The sequence below is a fragment of the Rodentibacter trehalosifermentans genome (assembly GCF_002000545.1).
Lineage (GTDB): Bacteria > Pseudomonadota > Gammaproteobacteria > Enterobacterales > Pasteurellaceae > Rodentibacter > Rodentibacter trehalosifermentans.
Window position 1 is genome coordinate 1 of the sequence record NZ_MLHL01000106.1, and the last position, 2,955, is coordinate 2,955.

The following is a 2,955-nucleotide window of genomic DNA, read 5'->3' on the forward strand; positions in this document are numbered from 1 at the left end:
AAAGGCTTGAGCTTGGCAAGCTCACATCCGCCCCGATGGTGCGAATTTCCCGCACACTTGCCGCCGACTGAGACTGAGCCACCCCAGTTCCCACTTTGCTGTTATCCGCAAGGGAAATTTGTTCCATCGCAAGATTGGCTTTCTCTGCTTGCGAAGCAAAGGTGCTGTAAGATTCCGTTTTAACTTGATTTAACGCAAGAGGGGTAATGGTGATGTTTTCATAATCATGTTTACCGTCCCATTTGCGTTGGTGATAACGCTTAAATCCACCACGCCAGCGGGAATAAGTCCATTCTTGTGTGCCTTTATCCACCACTTGGGTGATGCCCATTTCTTCAATATTGTTGATGGCTTGTGACAGGTTATTCGGATTATAAATCTGCCCGGAAGCAATCATTTGACTACGGTTATTTTCAACATCGCCGGTAAAGGTGATATCCCCTTGGCTTAATATTTTCCCCGGGTGCGTTTCCTTCACTTTCGTTTCGCTGAAAATACGTTCATTCACATAAATATCCCAAAAACGATAAAATTCTTTTCCGGCAAGTTTTCGGTTATGCTCAAGAATCGCAGCATCAAGCTGTTCAAAGGCTTGTTCATTTTCTTTTGCCCAATCAAAATGAGGTTTCATTTGCGCAGAATACGCCACCAGTTTCGTTTCATACTCGGCAAGGGCTTGTCGATAGGCAACCATTTTCGCTTCATACTCTTGCATCAGGCGAGCATAGTAATGACGGTTATACCATGTTCTTACTGGTAATTCCGGCTCTTCAGGGGGGTGTTTTAAGGTTTCATCCAGTCCGCTTAAATCCGGTCTTTCCGGTTCAGTGGATGGGGGGGTAATATTAAATGCCGCCCACACCAGATCATCACTTAAATAGAGGGCTTGCGGTTTTACTACACAGCCGGTGCGGGTTTGTTCGTCTGCACAGACTTCTTCATTGGGTTGAGGGAGAATATAGCCCTCAATTTTTCCATCTGCCGGGCGGGTTGCTGCCGTTTGATTTTTATACACCACTTTACCCGCACGACTAAAAGAGGCCCAACGAAGCTGATCGAAATTAATGCGTTCGCGACTGCCATTTTCTAATAAATAATGCTCGTTGAGGTCGCGTTGACGGTGAGTTTCTTCCAAACGGGTATCAATCCGTGCATTTTTATTGAGGGTTTCACGCACACCCAATTCAATGCCACGCCCCTCAATTAACGCGCCTTCATTAAGGAGTTTATCCCCCAACCCTTGTGCTTGATTGTGTTCATCAAGCGTGCGACCAAAAACAATTTGCCCTTCAGAGGCAAGCATCCCACCTAGTCCGTTAAACGCCCATTTTTGAGTAAAAACCGTTTTGCTGTTTTCTACTAAAGGGGCAGCAATATCAAGGCGATGTTTTGCCGCGACCACCGCAGATTTTATCGTACCATCCGCTTGTAATTCGTCCGTATTCAGGATTTTATTGCTGGCTTGTAAGGCAATATGTCCCCCATAAATTCGTCCTAAGCCAATATTCGTTAAGGTATCACCCACTTTGATAGCATTTTCTACAGAACCTTTAATCAATCCTTGGTTAACAAGATGTTGCGTAGCAGAAAGTGCGGTCTGTTTTCCTTGAATTTCTCCCGCTTCGGTGTTTTCAATATTTTGCGCATTTAATGTCGTGCCGCCCTCTGAAAGCAAGCCGGCATGATTAGTTAATTGACCTTGAGTGCTAAGGCTTAAACTGCTACGCCCCACTAAATCACGATGATTATCAAAAGCTTGTGCCAATTGGATTTGCGTATGATTGGCTTCAATATCGCCATCGCCCGATAATTCGTTAGCTTGAATGGTAAGTTGTTTTGCGGCGCTAATAGCCCCTTGCGTATTTTTAAGATAAGCATTATCGCCTTTAATATGAATATCGCCTGTTGAGAATAATTCCCCTTGTGTATTTTGAAGCATTTGAGCAATATTTAACACTTGAGAAGAAACCGAATAAATCCCACCTCGTTGGTTATCCAAGGTTTTCGCCTGCACCGCCATCTCACCGGCAAGTAAACCTTGCGTTGGCACAGCTTGTGCCGCCGCCTTCGTTTGGGCGTTCTCTAAGGTTTCCGCTCTCACCGTTAAATGGTGTTGTGCTTGAATAAGCGAACCGGTATCGCTCACCTTCCGGTTTTGAATCGCCCGGCTTATCGTCAATGTTGCCGAACCATCCGCCACCACAAGCCCCGCCTGATTATTCAAAGACTGCGCATTGAGGGTTAAATCTTTCCCACTCAATAAACGCCCTTGTGCATTATTGAGAAATTGCCCCGTTTGATTCAACACCATATTGCCGCCGGCAAGCACCAAGCCTTTTTCGTTATTTAACCCCTTTTCTAAATTCAGTGTAAAATCACGTAACCCTTGGCTTGCCCAACATCCGCCTTGATTTTCAACACGTTGTGCCGTGGCATTAATCCAATCCGCTTTTAAATCCGCCTGTTCGGTTGAGAGAGTTAAAGGCGTGTGCAACACCAACGCATTTTCCGCCATCAGGGTGGCTCGGTTAGCCTTAATACCACGCTGACGAGCAACAAGATGCACATCATATCCACCGGTTTGGCTCTCACTCACATCCACCTTGGCAGCTTGAATCGCCACCTTGCCTGAAGCAATATTTTTCCCTTTTGCTACCGTATGTTGCGCGGTGTTAATCTCCAGATTTTTTCTTGATGAGGTGTGATTGATTTCACTAGGTTTATCACTTTCCCCCACACCCGCCGCCAATATAGACGTGCCGGACGCCTCAACCGTATCGGCACCATAGCGAATATGTCCACCTGCAATTGTTGCACCGGTTTGTTCAATCTTATTTTTCGCACGAATATGGACATCACCTTGTGCCGTTTCCACTTTACCTTGTTGCACGAAATCAGATTGGGTATTCAGTTGCATCTGCGCCCGGCTGCTGATGACACCCTGATTGACAATCC

The 2,955-nt window shown here is 45.9% G+C and carries 1 protein-coding gene; it reads right to left on the bottom strand.

The features are described from left to right. The coding region (locus BKK52_RS13090) for a hypothetical protein (protein ID WP_158076059.1) at positions 1-2,917 on the bottom strand (2,917 nt) is incomplete at its 3' end. Positions 2,918-2,955: the final 38 nt, after the last annotated feature.